We start from the raw sequence: 17,546 nt of genomic DNA, 5'->3' as shown, positions 1-17,546 counted from the left end.
TCGTCAAGATAAGGCCGGTTCCGGCGAGGCATCCAAGACCTGGCGACACACCGCCCACCAGATCAGTGAAAAGGCGCGCCTCACTCCGGTTGCATACTTCATTGCCCCGGCTCAAGTTGGACTGTCCCGAGCGCAAGCCCCCTAGGTGTAACCGGTGTTGGGTGTGAAGATGAGTATCAGGGACAGCCAGGAGGGCGTTGGTGGGGGCATGGACGTGTGAGGCATGCGGCGGCGCAGTGTCTCAGTCCGCGGATGAGACCACGGCAGCAGCGGTACGTAGACACGCACGCTCAGCCGGGCACCCAGCGTCGAGCGTACGCAGAGAGCGGCCCGGAGGGGTCATGCAACGGTGGCGTACCCCAGAAGACCGCGAGCAGGAGCCCAGGCGGCTCCATCGCGCCGACAGGGCCGACCAGAAGAAGCCTGGAGTCCGGCAGGAACGAGACCCGGCGAGTGACCGGGTCGACGGCAAGTCGCGTCCGACCACGTTCATGGCCAGGACACTCGGTTCCCTTCGCGACAGCGTGTTGCTGCAGAGCCTGGTCGCGGCGGTTCTCGCGCTCGCGCTGGGGACGCTGGCGGTCACGTTCATCAACGAGATGGAGAACGCGCCCTCGTCGGGAGCGGCGTCAGGAAGCTCGTCCGTCCCCTTTGAAAGCAGCCCTGCGGACTCGCTCTCGTTGTCCGACTTAACGGGCGGTACTTGGGGCGATGCCTGGGACGCGATGAAGGTCAGCCTGGACAAGGGCGAGGCCAGAGTCCTGGACCGTGCGACCGGCCTCCCGCTGACGTTCGAGTTCAGCGGTGATCCGCAGCGGGACAAGTGGACTGTGTGCACTGCGGAGTTGACCAGCGGCGCGCTCGACGAGCCAGGCTGGCGGGTGACCGTGGAGATAGCGAGTCCCCGTAACACCTGCTACACGGATTCGGAAAGGCCGGAAGTCACTCCGACCGAACAATACGGCGAAGGGACCGACACCCCCACCGCCGAGGCCGAAGACGACACTGCGGGCGGCAGGGACAGCGCCCCCGACAGGGGTGTACGTCCCGGCTCTTGGTGCGGTGATCCTGGAGCCTACGGCCGCACCAGCGCCGGAACCCGTATGCAGTGCCGCTACGGCGCGGGCAACGACAACCGGTGGCGTCGCGCCAGTTGAGAAAAGTCGGAGTGTCAAAGCGGCCCCGCCGAGATCGATCGCCAGGGACTTGCACAGGGGACGTTCGCCGGCCGCTGTCAGTGGAGGCTGGCATGATGCCTCGCCATGGACACGAGAGACGACAGTGCCGAGGCGTACGTGGTCGACCTGTGCGATCAGATCCTCGGCGAGACGGCCCTGACCCAGCACAAGTTCGGCTGGCTGCTGGGAGACCCCGGCATGAGCGGGCGACGTGCCAAGCTGCCGGTTGACGCGTACTGGCCCGGTCACCGGCTTGTTGTCGAATACCGGGAGCTGCAGCACGACCAGCCAATGCCTCACTTCGACAAGCCGGACAAGCTCACCGTCAGCGGCGTCCACCGGGGCGAGCAACGGGCGTTGTACGACGCTCGCCGCGACACCGGGATCCCCGCTCACGGGCTGCGGCTGATCGTGATCCGCCCGGCCGACCTCGACGCGGACGGCCGCGGACGGCTACGCCGCAACCGGGAGGCTGATCTGGCGGTACTGCGGAAGATCCTGGCACGCGGCAGCGACGAGGACCGGGTCACCGACGCCTTCCGTACGTGGTTGCTGGCCGAGGGCTGGACGCCGGTCGATCCCGCCGACCCCTGGGCCGACGTCGAAGCGGTGCGCGGCGGCGAGCGGTTGATCTGCGAGGTCAAGGGCCGCACCAGCGAGACGGGCACCGACGCCGACATCGCCTACGGGCAGCTGCTGCGCCGTATGACGAGCCGGGACTCCCGGATACGGTACGCGCTGGTCATGCCGTCCTCGTCCGTGAAGGCCGTCGAGCGGGTTCCGGCACGCGTCCGCGAGCTGCTGCATATCGACGTGTACGAGGTGACGGACGACGACGTGGTGCGCCAGCTGCCGGCGTAGGCGGTCGTTGTCCTGCCTCGTCGCATATCCGCGCCAGGTGGCCTGCCAGAACATCGCCGTCAGCGGGCCTTCCTTGGCCGCGGACGACCTGGGGCTCCGGCCCCGGCCGCTGCGAGCGTCACGCCCCTTCGGGAGACTGTTCAGCGGCGGGTACGGCAGCGTTGGCCGCCCGATGTGCTCCGCGCTCTGCCCCGCACGAACCGGGGTGGAACAATGCGGACCCGATGTGAAGTGTGTGTTGGTTCACGGTGCGATACGGCATCGTTCGGAATGGGGGGGGTGCCATGGGGTTGGCCATGTGCCCGTTGTGCAGTGAAGACGAGGACATCGAGCTGGTCCGCAACCTGGAGGGCGGGCGTCGGCTCGTCAAGCACCGGTGCGGCTACACATGGGAGCACGGCACACCCGCTGACCCGAAGAAGCAGCCTTCCCACTCCTTCCACGACCTCAAATCCCGTTTCCCAACTGCCGAGGATGTCGAGCCCGAAATACTGGAACGCGCGGACCGGCTCAAGGCTCAGTACCTCACCACCAGACCGGGCTTCGACCCCGAAGTAGCGGCCTACTGGAAGAAATACCAGACGATATTCTCGCGCGAAGGTCTGCACACATGCGACCCCAGGGCCCTGAAGGACTTCGCCAACTCCGACATCGGAGCGCACCCCGGCAACCAGTCCATGTTCAACACCACATGGAACGCCATGGGCGACGCCGCAGCCGCAGACTCGACTCGCCAGACCATCGAATACCTCCTTTACGGACCTGACGACGAACCGCGCGAGGACCGGCTGCAACAGCTCCTGAACGGAACCAAACCGTTCGCGATGACCGGCTTCAAGGAAGCCCTCCTCACAAGGGTTCTCTGCGTGGTCGAGCCCGAGCGGTTCCTGTCCATCCTGAAATACACGACGGAGGCGGGCGGCAAGCGCGAGATCGCCAGAACGGTCTACGGATTGGAACTGCCAGCGCCAGAGTCGGTGAACTGGACCCTTGGCAGGCTCATCCTCTGGAGCAACGACCTTCTGCACACCCTCGTCGGCGAAGGATTCGCCAACCAGCAGCACTCCGCCGCATTCCTGTGGTGGGCAAAGGACCAACCCGAGAAGTCTCGATAGGTGAACACCTCTGACGGATCACCGAGGACCACTCAGGCAGCACGGCCATCTGATTTTCCCTGAGCGACTGGAGACACGACGGGCGGGTGGGGGGGACTTCTGGCGAGAGACGGGCTCAAAGACCCGGACTTGGATCGGCGTTGCGAAAGTGGCATGAGCGAACCCAACGCATGGCTCGGAAGTCCGGAGTTCGTCCTTGTGCGCGTTCGCCATTTCGAGCGGGGCAACATAGCTCGGGATCGCCGGTTGGCCAAATCGGCGATCATGCGGATCATTGATGATCCACCGCCACTACCTGCCCGCACGACGAAGGGCCGCATCCCGCACCAGCCAACAACTTCACACGACAGCCGTCTGCATTCACGGTCAGGTACGGCCGGGCCTTCCGGCGAACTCTTCGGGGCACCATCGACTGACCTGTAGTCCACCACCCTGGGCTACGACACAAAAGAGCCCACGCCCCCCACTGCGCAACCCGGCCTCGAAATGCGCTGGCCGGCCCGAGCCGACCGTCGCCCGACGCGCATGTTCCGTCGAGGCCGTTAGCGTCCCACCCTCCGGCCAACGCCACTCACCACGCTGCGCGTGTGCCGCCGCGTCGGCCCGCGCGCAGCGTCAGCGATAGGCTTCCCGTCGAGCCCTCGCCGGAAGCCGGAGACTCAGCATGGACAGCCGCTCCAGCACATCCGGATGAGAAGCCTTGGGGCACGGTCGCCGACCATCGTTCACCCCCGACCCCGCACGGGAGCGCCCTCACCGAGCCGGGCGCGCAACCGGCTCACTTCACTTGCCAGTGCACTCCGGACCGCTGCCCTGTTCGATTGAAGGGCGCATCGTATACCCCTACGCTTGCCCGAGGAAGTCGTGATCTACGTCATGGCGCATGGACCGACCGCTACGGGGAATGATCGACACAAGACGACCAAACAGGGCATTTCATTTCCGCGGGACATGCACGGGACGGCGGGCCTGACAACCTGTCAGGCAAGCGTCTGACCTGCGAGAACAGCTGGGAAGCCGACGGCCTCCGGAGCCGTGTGCGCAGGTTCGAATCCTGCCGGGGGCACCTTGGATTAGGTGCCTAAAGACCCCGCCATCAGCGCACTAGCTGAAGACGGGGTCTTCGCGTGTGTGCAGGCAGACGCTGTCGAAAGCAGGCGTTTGTCAGTGATCACGTAATGACGACGTAATGATCTTGAGTGGTCTCTTCGCTGCTCAGGACCCCAAAACGGCACTACCAGCGCAGACTTACATCACACTGCGGCCTTTCGGTTTCTCTCAAGCAAGCTCCTTCACCGTCGAAGCGGCCTAGAGTGCCGCCGTGGAGATCGCCAAGATCGTCTTGGAGTACCTGAAGGCGCTTGCCTGGCCAGTCATAACAGTTGTGCTGGCCGTCACCTTCAAAAGCGATGTGAAGCAGTTGCTGCGGCGGCTCCGCGGTGTTCGAGCTGGTGGCGCAGAGCTCGACTTCGAGGAGCGTGCGCGAGAGGAACGTGTCGCTGCTCAGGAGGAAGCCAGCGAAACCGATCAGGAAGCAGGGGCTGTATCTGCACGAGAAGACTCGGCTCCCATCCTGCTCGCCCTGGCTGAAGTGGCCGATGCCTCTCCCGAAGCAGCCGTTCTCGGAGCCTGGCGGGTGCTGGAGCAGAAAATCCTCTTCGCGGCATACGCGGCGCTGGGATGGGACCCAGATCGTCCACCGCCTCGGCGATACACGGCGCGCATGCTGATCGACGAGTTGAGTCGTGCCGGGTTGGACCAACGTGCAGTCCGATCGATGCTTCGTATGTCGGACCTGAGGAACCGGGCCGCACACGAGGAGGGGACGGTTACGCCCGAAGGCGCGCAAGAGTTCGCCATTGCTTGCGACGGCTGGATACATGTCCTGGACGGCTTTATGACCGGTATCCACTTGAGCGCGGATCTCGACGGTGAATCGCACGACCTCCCCGGGGAGCGGTCCTAGACAGTCGAAAGCCCCGGTTCAGGCCGGGGCTTTCGCGTGAGGCCCATGCGGGCCGTTTCATGCTTCGGTGTCGCTCTCCTCCCCCAGACCTTTCAGGATCCGGTCGTTCATCTCCTGCTCCTGTCCGTCGATGCACTTGGCGTAGATCTTCAGCAGAACGTCGACCGAGTGACCGGCACGGGCCGCCACTTCCGGGGCGGGCACACCGGAGTTGAGCCACTGGGAGACGCCCGCGTGCCGGAGGTCGTACGGCCGGAAGGCCAGGACCGACGACACCTGATGCGGTACGAGCGCCAGTTCCCGAGCCTGTTTCCACGCTCGCGAGTACGACGAGGCCGCGATCACATTGCCTCGCTCGCTGGAGAACAGCCGGCCGTCCTTCGCCGTACCGAACTCCTTCAAGTGCTCGCGGAGCAGTCGCACCAGCGGAGGCGGAATCGGCACGATGCGCACTTCGCCGCTGGCCCGTTGCTTCAGGCCGCGTCGATCGTGGGCTTCCCCGGAGTCCGTCCACGCCTTCCCGGCCGTGGGACGGGTCTCCGCCAGCTCAATCCGCCCCCAGCCGGACGACGGAAGTGTGCAGTCGGAGCGGCGGAGTCCCAGCGCCTCGCCTGGCCGCATGGCCGCGTAGTACAGGCACCCGAAGAACGCTTTCAGCCGTCGGCCGCTCGCACGCTCATAGCCACCAACGTAGGTGAGGGCGGTCAGCAGTTCGCGAGCCTGCCGAGGATTGACCACCACTCGACGGTCAACCTCCTGCACCGCACGCTTGCCTCGCTTACGCCGCACTCGGCTCAGCGGGTTGGACTGCAAGTGCTCCAACTCCACTGCGTATTCAAGTGAGTTGAAGACCACCGCCCTGCGTCGGCGGTACGTCTGTGTCGCCGCAGGTTTGCCGTCCATCCTCCGGCCCAACCCGTCGATCAGCTCATGCACTCGCGCGATCTCCTGCAACTCACCCACGGGGAGCGAGGCCTTCTCGATCCACCGCACGGCCGCCGCGATCTCTTCCGGCCGCTCTCGTTCCCTGCGGGAAACCGGCAGGACGTACGAGCGCAGCGCCCGCCGCAACACCTCAGGAGCGGGCCGCCCCCTCCCCGGCTTGACGAGGAGAGGAACAACCGTCGCCAGAGCATCGGTCATGCTGTCCCGTTGCTTCGCTGACGCCTCCGCCCAGCGCGCTGCCACGTACTTCACCGCCAGGTCGAGGAACGACAACGCCGCTTTCCCACCACGGAGCGAGTCAGGCAGACCGGTCACTGTGTCGAACGGTTCGCCCTTGTCGGCGGCTCGAAGCAGCCTGGCCCGGAAGCGATCCGCGAGCGCCTTCGTCTTGTGCGACTCGTGGAACGGCTCGCCATCCACGGACCAGCGGACGAGGTACGTCGGCTTCTTCGCAGAGCGGTTGATACTCAACTTCCAGATGACGACCTTGTACGACTTCACGACGCGGCCCCCTCCGCACGCTCCGCCAACCAGTCGTTGAGTACGTCGCGGCGAACCCTCAACTCCCCGTTGGGTAAACGGATGCAGGCCGGCGCGAGGCGCAGTTCTCGCCAGCGATAGAAGGTGCGCCGGGAGATCCCGCCCAGCTCTTCGAGCACCTGCCGCACGGTGAGCAGTTCGGCCGTCTTCTCACGCGCCATATAGACCACCGCCCTCCCGCACGGAGGCCGCCAGGAGAGCCGCCTCCGGCGAGTAGCCGCGCCCTGCATAGCGCCACTGGCCGACGGTGACGGTTGTCCGCCCGCTGATACCGAGCGCGGTCCGCTGCTCCTCCGCACGGTGTTCTGCACGCGCCTCACGGAGCGCGGTCAGAGTCGTCGAGTAGCGCCGTGACTTGGTGGAGAAGTGGCCGCCGTAGCCGAGCATGTGGGCCCAACGCCGCAGCCCCAGAGGTTCGAAAGGAGGCAGACCGCCCAGCCACCAACACGTACTGATCATGCGGAGGACGTGAGCCCTCACCGGCAACATGACCAGTTCCCGCGCCTGGTGAATCCGGCCGTCAACCGCGCCGGCGGACTCAGCGCCCTTCGTGGCGTACTTCGCGATGTAGCCCGCAACAGCCGCGGAGGTCAGCCGCTCCCCCGCTCCGAACGCCGCGATGGGCCGCACGTCGACCTGCTCGCCGAACCGCAGCACGCGAGTGCCGACAACATCCACGCCAGGAGCGATGAGCCGCACGCGACCGACAACCGCCTGTACCGCGTCCATCAGCAGAGCCGTTGTGGCCCAACCGGGCGGAGCCGAGGCCGGTCCGTCCGGCCCGTCGAGGCGGATCACGGCATGGAAGTGGACCAGGCCCCGCCGCTGGTACTCGGCCACCTTCGCGTACGACAGCCGGGCCACGTCCGCGAGTTCGGTACGGGACAGCCCAGCGCGCCGCGCGATCTCGCGACGCAACTCCAGCGCGAACCGGTGCCAGAGCTGACCGGCGTACGCCTGCCAGAGGACAACCCCGGCGTAGTCGTAGCAGCGCGGGCACAGGGGCTCACCGAGACGGGGCTCACCCTCTGCGTGTCGCTCATGGCATCCGATGGGCGAGCCATGCGGGCAGCACTCCCCCACCTTCCGGGGACGGCATGCCCGTACATGCCCTGCACGCTCACGACGGGTATGAACCGGCCCGAAGCCGGGAGCGGTGAAGGTGGCGAACACCCGAGGGTGCCCGCTCACCGACTCCGTGACGTTCTTGCCGCCGACCAGTCCAGCCCGGATCAGTTGGTAGGTGTCGGCTCGGTAGAGGCGGGAGCAGGACGGGCAGACCGACGCACGCCGGTTGCCGCATGCGGTCAGAAGCCGACCGCCGTAGACGTCCGACGCGTACGAGAACAGGGCCTCACCCGTGGTCGTGTCGACGACGGTTGCCCCGCCGACCAGGTGGATCGGCTTGGTGCAGCCGGCGAGGCTGACGATGTTGCGCCGCCAGGCCGCGAACTCCGGCTCTGCTGCCCTGTTGAGCAGGGCAGCAACGTTCTTCGGCAGGGGTGCGGTCATTGCAGACCACCGCCTCCGAACGCATGCCACATCACGGCAGCGATTGCTTCCGTACGGGTCTTGGCGCTGAACCGGAGTGTCGGGTCCGTGAGCCAGAGTGCGGCGGCGTGTGCCGGGCACAGATGCCGTTCGAAGCCGTCGAGCCCGATGAGGACGATCTGTTCCCGTCCGTCGCAGGTCGCCACTTCGGAGTCGACGACCCTCAACTCGCACTCAGGCAGAGGGGATTTGCGCGATCGATGCGCGGTGGACAAAGTGTGAGTACTCCTTTCACTGCTCATGTGGCGGATGGAGTGGGTTCCTGACGGGGTCGGGTTTGGCGACTTCGCGCCCCGTCGGGAGCCCGTCATACGGGCGATCACTGCGGTTCCTTGGGCGGGATCGCGACGACGCTGTACGCGATCGGTCCGAAGGCGCGACGTGCGTCGTAGTAGCCCTCGCCGAGGTCCTCCACCGGGACGTCGAGCGGAGCGGCGACGTGTTCCGCGCCCTCCTTGCGAGCGGTGGAGTCGGCCGCGTCGACGAAGACGCCGAACGACGCGTTGCGCGGTACGAGGACACTGGGGTTCGCGGTGAGGAAGTCCGCCAGCTCCCGCAGGCCGGCGATGAACGCAGCCCGGTCGCCGGAGCGGATTTCGTACGTGGACATGGCTCGCCCACCTCTCTGTTGTTCGGACATCGGGTGAGGTCGCTTCAGAAGCGGAGTTGGCCGAGGAAGCCGCTGACCGCGATGAGGACCGCCTGAACCACCGGCGCGGCCACGGTCTTTGCCACCAGGAAGCCGAAGGTTCCGCAGAGGAGCGTGTCCGCCCAGCGCAGGTAGCGGATGCGGAGCAGGAACCAGATGAACAGGCCGAGCAGCAACACGGCCGACATGGACACCAGCACGGCAGTCCCCTCTCACTTGGCCGCGGTGAGCAGTTCGGGCAGGACCGGGGTGAGGTGCGCGTACTCGGCCGCGATGACTTCGGCGTCCACCTCGGTGACCAGGTGCGAGCGGGCTCGTTCCCAGCCGTCGCCGGAGGCCAGCACGGCCGTACCCGCCTGTTCCGGAGTGATGGCCTGTGCGGCCTTGAGCGCGTCGGGGTTGAGATCTCCGAGCGCCATTTCCGCCGTACCGGGATCGGCCACCCGATGACAGACACGTCCGCCGAGTTGGGCACGCAGTGCCGTGACACCTGGCCCCAAGTCGGAGCCGACCCGTTGGCCGGCCACGACGAGGAACACCCCGAGCGCCGCGCCGAGTTGGGCCAGTCGGATCAACGCCGTACCGGCCGCGTGCGCTTCGTCCTTCTCATTGCGACTCGCGACGAGGAACAGTTCCGCGATCTCGTCGACGATCACGACGACGGGGACCGGGCGTTCCCCCTCCGACAGACCCCAGATGTTGCGCACGCGAGCCGCCCGACAGACGGTCATGCGGTCGAGCGTCAGGTCCACGAGCGCCGCCAGGAGCCGAACCGCTTGCTCACGATTGGTCGCCAGCGCGGACAACCGGGGCTCGTAGAGCGACAGTTCCATGCCGCCCTTGCAGTCGATTCCGACCAGAGCGACCGGTTGCGGAGCCAGACCCGCTACGAGTGCGTTGATCAACGTCGACTTGCCGGACCGGGTGGCACCGACGATCAGCCAGTGCGGCACACGACGCAGGTCGATGACCCAACCTGCACCGGTCTCCAGCACGCCCACGGCGACCCGGAGCAGTTGAGCGGGCCCGCGCTGTTTCGGCAGTCGAGGAGCGGCGAGCGGATCGGCCACCGAGGCGGCGATGCGTACGACTCCCGGCCTCCAGGAGGTGACCCGCACCCCATGGACCTGCCAGTCCTCCGCCATGGCGGGTCCCGCCTTGACGAAGTCCTCGGGCACCTGCCCCGGCAACAGCCGTACCAGCAGCCAGAATCCGCCGCCCGTCGGACGTATGAGCCCGTGCCACGGGACACGCGGCTGAGGCGGAGGCGCTCCGTTGCCGACGAGCCCGGACACCACGGTCAGCGCCGGCCGACGGCTCACGGCGAGTCCGCACCCGGCCATCAACGGCCGCCAGGTGCGCATCACTTGGACGACCATGACCGGGAAGCCGAGTAACAGCCACCAAGCCACGGGGTAGCGGCGGCGCAGGGCCGGGCCTGCGAGAAGCAGGCCCGACACCAGCACTGCGGCCACCACCAGAACCCAACTCGGCCAGACCGTCCCGGCCGAGGAGGTGGAGGAGGCCAGCGTCATCACTGCCCGGCCCCCTTCCCCGCCGGAGCGCTCAGGGGCCGGATCTCCGCCGCACGGAATGCGACCCCATGGCGCCCGTCGTTCTCCCACGGCGTGGCGACCAAGTCCCGTACGGCCACCGGCATACCGAGCTGCACACCGGCCGGCTCACCGGCGACACTCACGTTCACCACGTCCGCCGATGACCCGGCCATCAGGCAAAGACCGACCTGGTACACGGTCTTGCCGGTGTCACGGTCAACGCGAAGCTGACCGGTCTCGCGATTCGCTACCCGCGGAGCGGGGGGTACGGCACAGATGATCCCCGTGAACTTCGCGGTGTCGATCGGAAGGCTTGCCACTGATCTGAACTCCTCATCTCTGGCACCCGAAGGCTAATCCTTCGGGTTGCTAGACCACCCGTAGTACGGGTGGCCGGAGTCCAGAGTGGCGACCCGTAGTACGGGTTGTCAACCGTCTTGTGATGGGGGATGGTGTCCAAGAAGTTGGACAGCTTGCCCAACTTCCTTGGGCAGCCGAGAGACGAACCGGCCACGGAGGGCCTTGCATGCCACCGAAGAACACGCAGCCGAAGTACCGGCAGATCGCCGACTACCTGCGCGAGGGCATCCTGAACGGCACCTTCCCCGCCGGCCAACCGCTCCCCTCCGAGGAGGCGTTGGCAAAACAGTTCGGCGTGACACGTCCCACAGTCCGTCAGGGCCTCACGGAGCTACGGGCATCCGGCCTGGTCGAGGCGATCATGGGCCGAGGGACATTCGCCCGCTCACCCCAGAGCCGCCCAAGCCTCACACGCCCGCGCGGCGTACGCCTGGCCCCCGACGGCCGGTACATGGAAGCCGACGGCATCCAGTGGACGAACGCCGAGCCACCGGTAGCCACTCGCACGGACGCTCCCTTGACGCTGGCGGATCTCCTCCGCATCCCGCCAGGCGAGCCGATGTTCACGTACGACGCGTTGCAGACCGCCGACCACGGCCGTCTCCGCCAACTCCACCGCACCTACGTGCCGTTCTCCGTCCTGGTTGACACGAAGTACGAGGAGGAGGCACCGCCGCCGGCACCGGAGCTCTATGTGGCGCTCGCTGGGTTGGACCATGAACTCCACTTCACGGAGTACGTACGCACCCGCATGCCGCTGCCGGACCAGGCCCAGGCCCTCCGCCTGCCCGAAGGTGTCCCGCTCCTGCATGTCATCCGCGTGACGCTTGCCGGGGGAGACAAGCCGCTGGCCCTGGAGGAGTTCCACCTTCCCGGCGACGACCTGGAACTGTCGTTCAGGCTGTAGCCGAACCTCAGTTGGCTCAGACTTTCTCCACGTCATCAAGGCCCGCGCACAGCGCGGGCGCGCCCTGCCTTGCCTGAGGGACCACCACCCTGTCTTCGCCAGCGGCGGCGCGCTAGCGGCAGCGGGCATGAAGGGGGAGACGCCCTCTGTGGCTGGGGCGGTCGGCTCCACGGCTTTAGGCAGCCGCTTTGGGGCGAGCCTCTAAGATCATGGCCCCAACGTCGTGCTTTAACGGGCAGGTCCACAGACTGCCCGACGCGCCGGAAACTTACGGGGCCATGATCACTCGCCCCAAAGCAGCTCCAGCCCAAAGCCGTTCCGCCGCCCTCAACCTGCCCCGCCAGCCGCGCGAGACGCTAACCTATGATCTCAATTCGGGCTGGCAACACGGGGGGCCATGTGTCGCTTCTTCATACCTCTCCAAGCGATGACGATCTTCCTGGCGTTTTCAAGTCAGCCGATGAGATCTCGCAGGAGGCACAGAAGGAGTACCTGCGATGGACTCGTGGACGGCTTCAGTTGGCCGTTGTGGCAGCTATCGCGGGGACCGTCACAGTCAGCAGCAACGATGGAACCTGGGTCGAGAAGGCATCTGCAACCTTGGCTCTCGTCTCGTTTGCTGCAGCTCTGTTGCTCGAAGTGTTCCTTTTGCGAGGCAGCCCGGAGGAACGCTGGTACCACGGAAGAGCATTGGCAGAGTCGGTGAAAACTCTGGCTTGGCGCTACATGGCCGCAGCAGAGCCATTCCCGTCAAGCCTGCCGCCCATCCGGGCCGATGAGATACTGCTAGCGCGGATTCAAGATCTCTTCAGAGAGGCATCCCCGAATCTGCCAAGCCTTTCCGTAGGCGCAGTCCAGGCTACGGCTAAAATGCGCGAGGTAAGGGAGTCGCAACTGGAGTCCCGAAAAGCGATATACCTTGAGTTCCGGGTGTCGGATCAACAGGCCTGGTATGAGAAAAAAGCGAAAGCGAATGAGGGGAACTCGCGGCGGTGGCGATTCACCCTTATCTCATTTGAGCTCATTGGGGTTATTGTGACTACCATAACCCTGCTCGACGTGTCAGAGATTGACATAGGAGGCGCGGTGGCTGCAGCAATTGCAGCAGCGGGCGCATGGCTGGAGGTTAAGCAGTACGACAATCTAGCTTCAGCTTATTCACTAACCGCCGCAGAACTGGCTTTTGTTCACGCCACAGGCTCCGGAATTTCTGATGAAACTAAGTGGTCAGACTACGTAATTTCTGCCGAACAGGCCATCAGTCGAGAGCACACCATGTGGCTGGCTCGAAGGGTGGGGCTGCGTGCTGCAAGGAGAAGCGGATGACTCTCGAATACCAGACTAGAATCGCTCAGGCCCGCCTGAGCGAGATCTCTCAAGAGGGCGTTTACAAGACTGACTCCACCACCCGCCATAAGTGCTTTCTTAGCTATCATGCGGTGGATGCGCAAGAGGTGCTCACTTTCGTTGAATCATTTGGCGACTACTTCATTCCGCGAGCCATCGGCGTATCCGAGGATGATCCAGTAATTGAAAGCGATGACAGTGACTACATTATGGATCGCATCAGGAGCAAGTATCTTTCCAACTCTACCGTTACGATAGTCATGGCAGGAAAGTGCACCTGGGCAAGAAAATTCGTGGATTGGGAAGTCTACAGCTCTCTACGCAGGGGGAAGGTCAATCGCCTCAACGGGCTAATGGCCATCCAACTCCCTTCGGGCAAGGCGGCCGGGGGGGCTCTCCCGCCACGGGTAAGTGACAATGTCCTCAGAAACGACGGGAAAGACGTGGGGTATGCGCGGTACTACACCTATCCCAGAAGCGGTTCAACCCTGAAAAATTGGATCCAAGACGCATTCGATGCGCGTCAGACTAGAGAAAAACTTATTCGCAATACTCGAACGAGAAAAACCAACAATTCCTACTGCCCCTGAACGGCCCGAAGGATACTTTCTCTCACAAAGGGGAGGCAATGTCTACCCAGGAAAAGCCTGCCAAGCAAGAAGTCGGCCGGAAGAAGTGCTTTTTCATTGCGCCTATCGGAGCTTCTGGTTCGGACACGCGACGGCGTAGCGACCAAATCCTGAGACATGTGATCAAGCCTGCGATCGAAGGGCTTGGTTACTCTGCTACGCGAGCAGATGACATTGACGGATCAGGGATGATTACCACGCAAGTACTCGAACGAATACTTAATGACGAACTAGTTATTGCTGATCTAACAGATCAGAATCCGAACGTGTTTTACGAGCTGGCGGTAAGGCACGCCCTGCGTAAACCGTTTATTCAAATCGTGGAAGAGGGTCAGACGATACCGTTCGACGTTCAAGGTCTACGGGTAATCGAGATCAACCACAAAGATCTCGATAGCGCGGCCGCTGCAAGAAGTTCACTGTCTAATGCTGTGGCAGCTATTGAGTCGGGCACCCCCGTAGACACGCCGATGACTTACGCACTTGACCTTCAGGATCTTCGAGGCTCAGGGAAGGCAGAAGAGCGCGGACTTGCAGATATCCTTGATGCCGTAAAGGAAATCCAGCGGCAGGTAGCGCACCCTCGCACTCAACCAGAATCCAGGAGTGCGCGAGAGGTTGCAGAGTTGAAGGAATTCATCGAGTGGGTGGCCAGAAGAAAGAAGATAGACCGGGAAGATCTTGAATCGCTTTTTGAGGTCTGCCATTCTAAATTCCTGAAGAGCTGGGTCCGAGAAATTATCGAAAGGCAAATGTCGGACACCCACCTCGGAGCCCCCCTGTGAGCAGGCCTAGCCTTAGACGGCTTTCCAGCTAAATGCAGCAACTGCGGCAGTCCTGAGTGACCGTCCGAAGTCGCTAACGCCCATAGCCATCCGGGATCAACTCCTCGCTATGGCGCAAGTCGAGGCTCTTCCCGTTTCTCGCTGCCGCGACGGCGGGTACGGCGTCAGTGGTCCCCCGACCGTCACTACGGATCAGCAAGTGCTGTGACATCCACGGCTGACATCAACGAAGCCGGACAGAGACATACATCAACGTCCCTATCCGGCCCTCGCGTCAGGGAGCCGTGGCTGCCGTTGGACGCCCTTACCGAACTCCTAAAGCGGGTGTCGCAGGTTCGAATCCTGCCGAGGGCACCAGAGCAAAGGGCTCGGACCGACCTCGACCTAGGCCTTGTACAGCAGAGCGCGCCACCGACTCGCGTGCCTTGAGCTTGGCGCCAGCGATGGGGAGCGCGCCACCGGACGGCTAGTTCGCCGGCGTGGACGGTGCGATCAGGTCGTCCTCAACGGCGACCAGCTCGGCGATCTTGGTGGCAACTACTGCCATCGAATCCTCCGCCGTGTCGAACCCATTTCGGGATGCAAGGAGGGGGCTGATGTTCCGAAGTTCGCCGTAGGTCGTCTCGTGCACGACAGGGAGCAGCAGATTACGCGCAAGGAGCTCCGAGAGCTCCTTGTCGGAGACGCCACCGTGCTCGAGGCGTGTCAGTAGCGCAGGGGTGACCAGGACGAGACCCGTACGCGACCTCGCCAGGCCTCTGTCGATTTCCCGCATGAACGGTAGGCCGTATGCGATGTCCTTCTCGCTGAACCAGACCGACACGCCCGCTGCTTCCAGCAGGCCGCACAACTCCTTGGCAGCACCGCGCCGGTCATCCCATGCGTGGCAGAGGAAGACATCGCGAAGGTCTGGCAGTTGACGCGCGCGCAACACGGCGGCGTCGCGAACAGGAGTCAGCCCCTTCACCTCGGCAGGCGTGTAAGTCACGGAGGACGTGCTCGGCGACCAAGGCGCCCGCGTTCTGCCGCTACTGGAACTGCCCCCACTGGTAGCGCCGCCCCCGCCACTGTTCCGCGACGTGTAAGCAGGCGGCGGATAATAGGACCGGGACGATGGGTACCCGTAGCCTCCGCCGCTGCACGCGGGACACGCCGCACGTCCGCTGGCGGTCCGATGCCCCTGGCGTGGGGCTGTACAACGACTCATAGCTACACGGTAGTCCACGCGGCCCCGGGAGCCATCTCGTTTACGCATAGCTCGGGGTCGCCGGCGCATACCCGCAGTTTGCGATTCCCTGAGGGGTAGAGACGATCAAGGCCGCTCACATGCAGGGTGACTGTCTGCTCGCCTGCGGCCAACGGACCTCGGTGCGGGACGGCGTCGACGCCGGAGGCGCCACAGCGTCTTAAGCAGAGCCCCCAAGTTGCTTCGAGGCGAAGAGGCCGTCGGCCAACGTCTCGCTGCCACGCCTCCGCTGATGCAACCTGCTCTGGTCAACGACACCGCAGCGTGGCTGAAGCTGGAGACGGCACAGCGAGACACACGCGCGCCAGATCGGTCTGCGCGCTCTCCGTCGTGGCTGACAGGCCTCGGCTTAGGCTCAGGCACCCAGTTCGGTCGAGGTGCATTGTCCCAGAATCGACCGTGCCATTCGCGTGCCAGATCGCATGGGGAACCACGGGGAACAGCGATGACTCGCCCTGGGGCGACCCGAACTCCAACATCGCTCCGCCGCAGTTCAGCACAGCAGCCGGCCCCAAGAAACCCAAGTTCCCAAGCTGATGTAGCAGTTGTCCTGCCGTTCGTCCGGGCTGCGGCGCTGGGGCGCCGGTCCCGGCCGAGCGGCAGGACAACCAACCGCCACCGAGCAGTGGTTCATGCCGCAGGAGCTTCCCGAAGCGAGAGCCGAGGCGCCTTCGTCGTCATGTCACTCGACTCCGCAGCAAGCCCGGCCGCAATCAGCCTCGCCAGCAGCTCGGCCGCTTCAGGCCGAACGGTCCCGAGCTGCACGATCCCGTCACCGAAGACGTTCACGTCGGCCACCAGGCCGGCGAAGTCGGAGTCCAGCCCGAGCACCACGAGCTGATCAGCCAGTGCGCCAGCGCCCTGCCGTGCGCGGTTCCAGCCGCGTACATAGGGCACGCTAGGCGACAGGTTCTCCGCTCGTTTGGCTACCACTCCGCGCCGGTCGGTCATGGCTTCAGGCCCTTCCCTCGTGTTCTTCGGCAATGGGCGTTCCGTGACTTCCGTCGTTTCCGTCTCGGCGGTATCCGCTTGTCAGCGCCAGGCGAAGGAGTTCTGCGAGGCGCTCGGCCGTGGCGGGGGACACTCGGCCCAAGTCGACGAGACCGTGTCCGAAGGCGTTCACGTCCGCGCGCAGGTAGGGGAAGTCCTTCTCCAGTCCAGCGCGAACGAGAACGTCTCGCAATGCGGTGGTCGCGTCTCGGGCCGCGTACCAGCCGTCGCTGTCGAGAGGCGACCACGCGGCGGCGTCGCGCCCGTGGGTCGGCTCATCCGGCATCTGTGGTCGTCTCCTCAGGGAGGGCAACGACCGCTGAGTACGGCGTCGGGTACTCCTCGTCGAAGCGGTCCATCCGTGCCAGGAGTTCCGCGGAGGCGACCAGAACGGTTGCGAGGGCGACCGGGCGCCGCGGATTGGCTTCCGGTCGGCGGGTAGGTGCGCGAAGCCATTGGTAGCGGTCCTCGGACAGAGGGATGGCTCCGGGGACGACGATGGCGCAGCCGTGGTCGAGGTACCGGTACGACGGTGGCGATGACGTTTCGCGTTCGAGGTAGTACGTGAAAACCTCGCGGCCCTGCGAGCCCAGAAAGAAGCCGACTCGCTGCGCCCTGCGGTCGACGACCGCCGGCCCGAACAGCATCCCATTTCGTCGAAGACGGTCGAACATCTCCAACCCGAGGCGCTGGTCCACGCTCAGCACGTCGAAAAAGCGGCCGGTCGACAGCGCGCAGGGCCTTCGGGGATCGTCCGCCCACACTTGCCGACACTCGGCGGGATCGTCCGCTGCGGCGGAGAGCCACTCCATGCCACTTCTGGTCATCCTCTGCACGTCATCTCACCTCGGTCAGAACCCAGTTGCGGCCGCAATGCCGCCTGGTGTCCAGACTCAGGGGCACCACCCTGGTGAGGGCAGA

General features: G+C 64.8%; 20 protein-coding genes and 1 tRNA gene. 9 read left to right on the top strand and 12 right to left on the bottom strand.

Going from position 1 to position 17,546, the window contains the following annotated elements:
• The first annotated feature begins 341 nt into the window (after positions 1–341).
• The 5 genes from OG588_RS33955 (at position 342) to OG588_RS33935 (ending at position 5,120) form a co-directional block, all read left to right on the top strand.
• Positions 342–1,157 carry a hypothetical protein gene (locus OG588_RS33955; RefSeq protein ID WP_405950573.1) on the top strand — a complete coding sequence of 272 codons (816 nt, stop codon included), beginning with the start codon at positions 342–344 and terminating at the stop codon, positions 1,155–1,157.
• Between the two features lie 105 nt (positions 1,158–1,262).
• Complete coding sequence (locus OG588_RS33950) at positions 1,263–2,039, top strand: hypothetical protein (RefSeq protein ID WP_405950572.1); 777 nt, start codon at positions 1,263–1,265, stop codon at positions 2,037–2,039.
• Positions 2,040–2,323: 284 nt separating this feature from the next.
• Entirely contained in the window at positions 2,324–3,154 is an 831-nt protein-coding gene (locus OG588_RS33945; RefSeq protein WP_405950571.1) for a hypothetical protein, read from the top strand.
• A 1,002-nt stretch (positions 3,155–4,156) separates the two neighbouring features.
• Positions 4,157–4,217: transfer RNA gene (locus tag OG588_RS33940), tRNA-Arg, on the top strand.
• 258 nt (positions 4,218–4,475) lie between these two features.
• A complete protein-coding gene (locus tag OG588_RS33935) occupies positions 4,476–5,120 on the top strand; it encodes a hypothetical protein (protein WP_405950570.1) in 645 nt (214 codons plus the stop codon).
• 57 nt (positions 5,121–5,177) lie between these two features.
• Here OG588_RS33935 and OG588_RS33930 read toward each other — a convergent pair whose 3' ends face one another.
• The 8 genes from OG588_RS33930 to OG588_RS33895 all read right to left on the bottom strand — a co-directional run bounded on the left by OG588_RS33930 (position 5,178) and on the right by OG588_RS33895 (position 10,681).
• A complete protein-coding gene (locus OG588_RS33930) occupies positions 5,178–6,566 on the bottom strand; it encodes a tyrosine-type recombinase/integrase (protein ID WP_405950569.1) in 1,389 nt (462 codons plus the stop codon).
• A complete protein-coding gene (locus OG588_RS33925) occupies positions 6,563–6,766 on the bottom strand; it encodes an AlpA family transcriptional regulator (RefSeq protein WP_019060844.1) in 204 nt (67 codons plus the stop codon). The genes OG588_RS33930 and OG588_RS33925 overlap by 4 nt, the downstream gene beginning before the upstream one ends.
• On the bottom strand, positions 6,756–8,117 hold the full coding sequence (locus tag OG588_RS33920; protein WP_405950568.1) for a replication initiator: 1,362 nt from the start codon (positions 8,115–8,117) through the stop codon (positions 6,756–6,758). The genes OG588_RS33925 and OG588_RS33920 overlap by 11 nt, the downstream gene beginning before the upstream one ends.
• Positions 8,114–8,371 carry a hypothetical protein gene (locus tag OG588_RS33915; RefSeq protein ID WP_405950567.1) on the bottom strand — a complete coding sequence of 86 codons (258 nt, stop codon included), beginning with the start codon at positions 8,369–8,371 and terminating at the stop codon, positions 8,114–8,116. The genes OG588_RS33920 and OG588_RS33915 overlap by 4 nt, the downstream gene beginning before the upstream one ends.
• 104 nt (positions 8,372–8,475) lie before the next feature.
• The gene (locus OG588_RS33910; RefSeq protein WP_405950566.1) at positions 8,476–8,766 is read right to left on the bottom strand and encodes a hypothetical protein; all 291 of its coding nucleotides are present in this window, start codon (positions 8,764–8,766) and stop codon (positions 8,476–8,478) included.
• A gap of 44 nt (positions 8,767–8,810) precedes the next feature.
• Positions 8,811–9,005 carry a hypothetical protein gene (locus tag OG588_RS33905; protein ID WP_405950565.1) on the bottom strand — a complete coding sequence of 65 codons (195 nt, stop codon included), beginning with the start codon at positions 9,003–9,005 and terminating at the stop codon, positions 8,811–8,813.
• Between the two features lie 12 nt (positions 9,006–9,017).
• Positions 9,018–10,340 carry an FtsK/SpoIIIE domain-containing protein gene (locus tag OG588_RS33900; RefSeq protein ID WP_405950564.1) on the bottom strand — a complete coding sequence of 441 codons (1,323 nt, stop codon included), beginning with the start codon at positions 10,338–10,340 and terminating at the stop codon, positions 9,018–9,020.
• Positions 10,340–10,681, bottom strand: a complete 342-nt coding sequence (locus OG588_RS33895; protein WP_266772555.1) for a hypothetical protein — start codon at positions 10,679–10,681, stop codon at positions 10,340–10,342. Before OG588_RS33895 ends, OG588_RS33900 begins: the two co-directional genes overlap by 1 nt.
• 206 nt (positions 10,682–10,887) lie before the next feature.
• On the opposite strand from OG588_RS33895, the gene OG588_RS33890 reads away from it, so the two are divergent.
• The 4 genes from OG588_RS33890 (at position 10,888) to OG588_RS33875 (ending at position 14,389) form a co-directional block, all read left to right on the top strand.
• Positions 10,888–11,628: a GntR family transcriptional regulator gene (locus OG588_RS33890; RefSeq protein ID WP_405950563.1), complete on the top strand. Its 741-nt coding sequence runs from the start codon at positions 10,888–10,890 to the stop codon at positions 11,626–11,628.
• A gap of 399 nt (positions 11,629–12,027) precedes the next feature.
• Complete coding sequence (locus OG588_RS33885; RefSeq protein ID WP_405950562.1) at positions 12,028–12,954, top strand: DUF4231 domain-containing protein; 927 nt, start codon at positions 12,028–12,030, stop codon at positions 12,952–12,954.
• Entirely contained in the window at positions 12,951–13,565 is a 615-nt protein-coding gene (locus tag OG588_RS33880) for a TIR domain-containing protein (protein ID WP_405950561.1), read from the top strand. The genes OG588_RS33885 and OG588_RS33880 overlap by 4 nt, the downstream gene beginning before the upstream one ends.
• A 38-nt stretch (positions 13,566–13,603) precedes the next feature.
• A complete protein-coding gene (locus tag OG588_RS33875; protein ID WP_405950560.1) occupies positions 13,604–14,389 on the top strand; it encodes a hypothetical protein in 786 nt (261 codons plus the stop codon).
• Positions 14,390–14,855: 466 nt separating this feature from the next.
• On the opposite strand, the gene OG588_RS33870 is transcribed toward OG588_RS33875, so the two are convergent.
• The 4 genes from OG588_RS33870 to OG588_RS33855 all read right to left on the bottom strand — a co-directional run bounded on the left by OG588_RS33870 (position 14,856) and on the right by OG588_RS33855 (position 17,452).
• A complete protein-coding gene (locus tag OG588_RS33870; RefSeq protein ID WP_405950559.1) occupies positions 14,856–15,377 on the bottom strand; it encodes a toll/interleukin-1 receptor domain-containing protein in 522 nt (173 codons plus the stop codon).
• An 888-nt stretch (positions 15,378–16,265) separates the two neighbouring features.
• On the bottom strand, positions 16,266–16,586 hold the full coding sequence (locus tag OG588_RS33865) for a hypothetical protein (RefSeq protein WP_405950558.1): 321 nt from the start codon (positions 16,584–16,586) through the stop codon (positions 16,266–16,268).
• Between the two features lie 4 nt (positions 16,587–16,590).
• Complete coding sequence (locus tag OG588_RS33860) at positions 16,591–16,911, bottom strand: hypothetical protein (RefSeq protein WP_405950557.1); 321 nt, start codon at positions 16,909–16,911, stop codon at positions 16,591–16,593.
• Entirely contained in the window at positions 16,901–17,452 is a 552-nt protein-coding gene (locus tag OG588_RS33855; RefSeq protein WP_405953277.1) for a bifunctional DNA primase/polymerase, read from the bottom strand. The genes OG588_RS33860 and OG588_RS33855 overlap by 11 nt, the downstream gene beginning before the upstream one ends.
• Positions 17,453–17,546 lie beyond the last annotated feature (94 nt).

The organism is Streptomyces prunicolor (genome assembly GCF_045162825.1).
In the GTDB taxonomy this organism is placed as follows: Bacteria; Actinomycetota; Actinomycetes; order Streptomycetales; family Streptomycetaceae; genus Streptomyces; species Streptomyces prunicolor.
The sequence above is the reverse complement of the archived record's forward strand: the minus strand, read 5'-3'. Positions and strand labels throughout refer to the sequence as shown.